The sequence below is a fragment of the Streptomyces purpurogeneiscleroticus genome, assembly GCF_020024005.1.
Classification (GTDB): Bacteria; Actinomycetota; Actinomycetes; order Streptomycetales; family Streptomycetaceae; genus Streptomyces; species Streptomyces purpurogeneiscleroticus.
In genome coordinates this window covers 1-5,010 of sequence record NZ_NHSG01000012.1, presented here as the reverse complement: position 1 = coordinate 5,010, position 5,010 = coordinate 1, and the positions used below count along the sequence as shown (strand labels likewise).

6 protein-coding genes are annotated in these 5,010 nt (G+C 72.8%); 5 read left to right on the top strand and 1 reads right to left on the bottom strand.

Features of this window, described 5'->3' with window-relative positions:
• The 4 genes from CCS38_RS00350 to CCS38_RS00335 form a co-directional block, all read left to right on the top strand.
• On the top strand, positions 1–514 hold a 514-nt coding region (locus tag CCS38_RS00350), incomplete at its 5' end, for an RsiG family protein (RefSeq protein WP_372456947.1).
• Between the two features lie 59 nt (positions 515–573).
• Complete coding sequence (locus tag CCS38_RS00345) at positions 574–1,665, top strand: asparaginase (RefSeq protein ID WP_223731149.1); 1,092 nt, start codon at positions 574–576, stop codon at positions 1,663–1,665.
• 135 nt (positions 1,666–1,800) lie between these two features.
• Positions 1,801–3,042, top strand: a complete 1,242-nt coding sequence (locus CCS38_RS00340) for a GNAT family N-acetyltransferase (protein WP_223731148.1) — start codon at positions 1,801–1,803, stop codon at positions 3,040–3,042.
• Positions 3,043–3,197: 155 nt separating this feature from the next.
• Positions 3,198–3,629 (top strand): ankyrin repeat domain-containing protein, encoded by a 432-nt coding sequence (locus CCS38_RS00335; protein ID WP_223731147.1) that lies wholly within the window; start codon positions 3,198–3,200, stop codon positions 3,627–3,629.
• A gap of 264 nt (positions 3,630–3,893) precedes the next feature.
• Here the strand turns inward: CCS38_RS00335 and CCS38_RS00330 are convergent, their stop codons facing one another.
• Positions 3,894–4,469 carry a TetR/AcrR family transcriptional regulator gene (locus tag CCS38_RS00330; protein ID WP_223731146.1) on the bottom strand — a complete coding sequence of 192 codons (576 nt, stop codon included), beginning with the start codon at positions 4,467–4,469 and terminating at the stop codon, positions 3,894–3,896.
• A 98-nt stretch (positions 4,470–4,567) separates the two neighbouring features.
• Between CCS38_RS00330 and CCS38_RS00325 the strand changes: the two genes are divergently transcribed.
• On the top strand, positions 4,568–4,981 hold the full coding sequence (locus CCS38_RS00325) for a VOC family protein (RefSeq protein WP_223731145.1): 414 nt from the start codon (positions 4,568–4,570) through the stop codon (positions 4,979–4,981).
• The last annotated feature ends 29 nt before the right edge of the window (positions 4,982–5,010 follow it).

Genomic DNA, 5,010 nt, shown 5'->3' with positions numbered 1-5,010 from the left:
CCCTCCGCTGCAGCGCGACCGCTTCCGTCCGGCCCCCCGGCCCGACCTCTCGGGGCTCGGCCTGCCCGAGATCCGCAAGCTGCGCCGGGACGCGCAGCAGGAGGAGGCCGACCTCAGCTACGTACGCCGGCTGCTCCAGGGCCGGATCGACATCCTGCGCGCCGAGGCGGCCCGGCGGGCCGCACCGCAGACCACCGTCCTGGACCGGCTGCCGGAGATCCTCACGGACGGGCCGTCCCGGCACCGCTCCTCGGCCCGGCACGTGACGGTCGGGACGCCGCACAGCGAGGAGTACCGCCGGCTGGCCGAGGACATGCTCGGCGAGGTCGAGCTGTCCGACCTGGGCGCGCGCACGGACGCCGAGCTGCGGGAGGCGATGAGCCGGCTCGTGCAGTACGAGCGGCAGGTCTCGCTGCGCCGCCAGTCGCTGCAGCGCACGGCGGACGATTGCAGCGCGGAGATCGCCCGCAGGTACCGTGAAGGGGAAGCCCAAGTAGACGACCTGCTCTCCTGACGCGGAGGCCACCGGCCTTCGGAGGGGGCGGTCCGTGACCCGCCCCCGGAAGGCCCGCGATGACTTCCTCCTTCTCCGCCGAGCCCACGCACGAGCCCACCGGCCCGATATCCGGTGCGGACGCGCCGATATCCGGGGCGCCCGCCGCAGGGCAGTCCGCCGAGCAGTCCGCAGGACAGTCCACCGGGCAGCACTCCGCCGGAGCGCCCGTCCCTCCCGTACTCGCCGAGGTCGTCCGCTCCGGCTTCGTCGAGGGCGTGCACCGCGGCTCGCTGGTCGTCCTGGCCGCCGACGGCAGCGTGGACCTGGCGCTCGGCGACATCTCCTCGCCGGTCTTCCCGCGCTCCACGAACAAGCCGATGCAGGCCGCCGCGATCCTCCGCGCGGGCCTGGACCTGAGCGGTGAGCGCCTCGCCCTGGCCGCCGCCAGCCACTCCGGCGAAGGCTTCCACCTCGATCTCGTCCAGAAGATGCTCGCCGAGCACAACCTCTCCCCCGAGCAGCTGCAGACCCCGCCCGACCTGCCGCTGGACCCGGCCGAGGCGGAGAGCTACCTGGCCGCCGGCAAGGTCCGCGACCGGCTGACCATGAACTGCTCCGGCAAGCACACCGCGATGCTCGCCGTCTGCGCCGCGAACGGCTGGCCCCTGGAGAGCTACCTCGCCCAGCACCACCCGCTCCAGCAGCTGGTCCTGCAGGCCGTACGGGACGCGAGCGGCGAGACCGTCGACCACATCGGCACGGACGGCTGCGGCGCGCCCCTGATGGCGCTCTCGCTGACCGGTCTGGCCCGCTCCTACCGGCACTTCGTGCTCGCCGAGCCGGGCACCCCCGAGCGCCGGGTCGCGGACGCCATGCGCGCACACCCGGAGTACGTCGCGGGCACCCGCCGCCCCGACACCTGGCTGATGCGGGAACTCCCGGGCGTGCTGTCCAAGATGGGCGCCGAGGCCGTACAGGCGCTGGCGCTGCCCGACGGCCGCGCGCTCGCCTTCAAGATCGACGACGGCGCGACCCGCACGCTCGGCCCGGTCCTGGCCCGCACCCTGCGCCTGATGGGCATCGACGCCCCGGTACTCGGCCGCATCGCGGACGTCCCGCTGCTGGGCGGCGCCGAGCGCGTGGGCGAGATCCGCGCGGCGGCGTTCTGAGCTGTCGGCGCTGCGCTGAGCCGCGGGCACTGTCCTGAGGCGCAGCCTCTGGTCTGAGCCTCGGGCACCGCTCTGAGCCGTCGGCCCCGTGAAAACCACGCGACAACCCGTCAGGAGCGTGGCTAGCGTACGGGTATGAGCCTTGAGGTGCGTACGGTCGGCGAGGACGACTTCCACGGCTGGCTGGCCGCGGTGGGGACCGGCTTCACGAGTTCGGCGGAGGTCTCCAAGGAACTGGTCGAGTGGCGGCTCGGCGGTACGGATCTCACGCGTACGCAGGGGGCGTTCGACGGCGGGCGCTGCGTCGCGACCTTCCGCAGCTTCGCGCAGGAGCTGACCGTCGTGGGCGGCGCCCGGGTACCGGCCGACGCCGTCTCCCAGGTGACCGTCTCGCCCACGCACCGCCGCCGCGGCCTGCTCAGCCGGATGATGGCGCGCGACCTGGCGGCGGCGAAGGAGCGCGGCGACGCGGTCGCCACGCTGATCGCCGCCGAGTACCCGATCTACGGGCGGTACGGCTTCGGCCCCGCGTCGTCGTTCACGGAGTGGCGCATCGACGTGGCGCGCGCCCGGCTGGACACGCGGTACGCGGGTCCGCAGGACGGCGGCCGGGTGGACTTCGCGACGCCCGAGGAGGTCCGCGCCCTCGGCCCGGTCCTGCACGACCGCTTCCGCGCGCAGCAGCCCGGCGCCGTCTCGCGCGGCGAACGCTGGTGGCAGGAGGCGACCGGCGCGGTCCGGTTTCCCGAGCAGCCGTGGCGGGAGCCCTTCCACGCCGTGTACCGGTCCGCCGACGGCGAGGTCGAGGGCCTGGTCACGTACACCTGTGACGACCGGTGGGAACACAAGCGGCCCGAGCAGACGCTGGACGTCAGCAAGCTGATCACGGTCACCCCGGCCGCCGAGCGCGCCCTGTGGCACTTCCTCTGCTCGATCGACTGGATCCTGCACGTGAAGACCGGGCACCGCGCCCCCGACGACCTGGTACCGCTGCTGCTCGGCGACCCGCGCGCCGCGAGCATCGAGGCGCACGCCGACTACCTGTGGCTCCGGCCCCTGGACGTACCGAAGCTGCTGGCGGCGCGGACGTACACGGTGCCGGCGTCGCTGGTCCTGGAGGTACGGGACGCCGACGGGTACGCCGCCGGGCGCTACCACCTCGACGCCGGCCCCGAGGGCGCCACGTGCACGCGCACCACGCGCTCCGCCGACCTCACCCTCGACGTACGCGAACTGGCCACGCTGTACCTCGGCGACGAGTCCCCCACGCGGCTCGCGGCGCTCGGCCGGGTACAGGAGGACCGGCCCGGCGCGCTCGCCACGGCGGAGGCGCTGCTGCGGACGGGGCGCCGGCCGTGGTGTCCGGACATCTTCTGAGGCGTACCGTCTTCAGAGACGCACCGTCTTCAGAGACGCACCGTCTTCAGGGACGTACCGTCACATCTTCTGAGGCGTACCGTCGCCGCCGACGGCCGTGGCCTGCATAAAGTGGCGAGTGCAGGCGCACACCACGAGAGCAGGAGGCCGACAGCATGAGCGAGACGACCCCAGGCGCACAGGGGCCCGAGTCGATCGAGCACGCACACGACCCCGAGGTGCTGCAGCTGGCGGCCAAGGTCTTCGACCTGGCACGGCAGGGCGACACCGACACGGTCGCGGCGTATGTCGACGCCGGGGTGCCCGCCAACCTCACCAATGAGAAGGGCGATTCGCTCCTCATGCTGGCCGCGTACCACGGCCACGTCGCGACCGTCGAGGCTTTGCTCCAGCGCGGCGCGGACGCCGACCGGCCCAACGACCGCGGCCAGACCCCGATCGCGGGCGCGGTCTTCAAGGGCGAGGACGCGATCGTACGGCTGCTGCTGAGCCACGGCGCGGACCCGGCCGCGGGCTCACCGTCCGCGGTGGAAACTGCCCGCATGTTCGAAAAGAAGGAACTGCTGGAGCTGTTCGGGGGGCAGTGAGCCGACGCTTGGCTCGGGGTAGGTCCGGTGGCTTTGGCCTCGGGTGGGGGCGGTCGGGATCGACTGGCCCGGGGTCGCCCGGCCCGGGGGTCGCCCGGCTCGGCCCCCCGGCCCGAACCTCGGCCCGGACTTCGCCCCGGACCCTCGGCTGGGCCCTCGGCTGGGCCCCGCCTGGCCGGATTGCCTGACTCTGGCTACCCGGCCGGGATCACCTGACCGGGATCAACTGACCCCGGTCACCCGGCCGGGACCAACTGGCCGCGGTCACTCGGCCGGGATCACCCGGTCGACCAGGGCGGCGATCAGCCCGTCCGTCTCCTCCGCCGGGACCACGCCCGGCAGCGTGAGCTGCTCCAGCATCAGCCCGGTCATCGCGAGATACATCAGCAGTACGGCCGTACGGTCGCCCGGCAGCCCGCCCTCCCGGTGGAAGCGGAGATCGTCCTCCAGCGCGCCGCGCATGGTGGCGGTCAGCTCCTCCCGCAGCTCGGGCCGCCGGGTGGCCTCCAGGCGCAGCTCCAGCATCGCCAGGTAACCGGTGCGGTTCGCGCTCACCCTGCGGTTGATCCACCCCATCAGCTCGGTCACCAGCTCGCGCCCGCGCGGCGCCGTCATGACCTCGTCGACCTCGTCCGGGTCCGGCGCGATGCGCTGGTGAATCTGCCCGGTGACCTGCGCCAACAACTCGTCCCTGCTGGCGAAGTAGTTAGACGCGGTGCCCTTCGGTACACCCGCCTCCGCGTCCACGGCGCGGAACGTCAGCCCGCGCGCCCCGTCCCGCGCCAGCACCTCGATTGCCGCGTCCACCAGCGCCGTACGCCGCTCCGGATTGCGCACCACCGGCAGCCTCCTCGCCCTCAACTCTTGCAACCACTACATGTAACGTACTACACATAGAGTGGTTAGCGGCACACGGCCGCCAACAGGGAGGGGAACCCATGCGCTTCGAAAAGCTGGGCATCGCCGTACTGACCGACGACACCGCCGCCAGCAGCCGCTTCTACACCGAGCACTTCGGCTTCACCCAGGTCGCCGACCTGGGCTGGTACGTCAGCCTGCACCACCCCGAACACCCCGCGTACGTCCTGGACTTCGTCCAACGCGGCCACGAGTCCATGCCCGAGGGCTTCCGCACCCAGGACACCGCGGGCCTCTGCCTCGCCTTCCTCGTCGCGGACGCGGCCGCCGAGGAGGCCACCCTGCGCGAGCGGGGCGTACCGATCACCGACCCGCTCCGCGACGAACCGTGGGGCCAGCGCCGCTTCAACGTCCACAGCCCGGAAGGCATCCTGATCGAAGTACTCCAACTCATCGACCCGGACCCGACATGGCTCGCGGCGAACGGAGCGTAACGCCCACTCCCCTCCGGGGGGGGGCTCCC

What these genes read in the sequence shown, in the direction of transcription:
- CCS38_RS00340 (WP_223731148.1), top strand. Translation starts at nt 1,801, where the DNA reads ATGAGCCTTGAGGTGCGTACGGTCGGCGAGGACGACTTCCACGGCTGG.
- CCS38_RS00325 (WP_223731145.1), top strand. Translation starts at nt 4,568, where the DNA reads ATGCGCTTCGAAAAGCTGGGCATCGCCGTACTGACCGACGACACCGCC.
- CCS38_RS00345 (WP_223731149.1), top strand. Translation starts at nt 574, where the DNA reads ATGACTTCCTCCTTCTCCGCCGAGCCCACGCACGAGCCCACCGGCCCG.
- CCS38_RS00335 (WP_223731147.1), top strand. Translation starts at nt 3,198, where the DNA reads ATGAGCGAGACGACCCCAGGCGCACAGGGGCCCGAGTCGATCGAGCAC.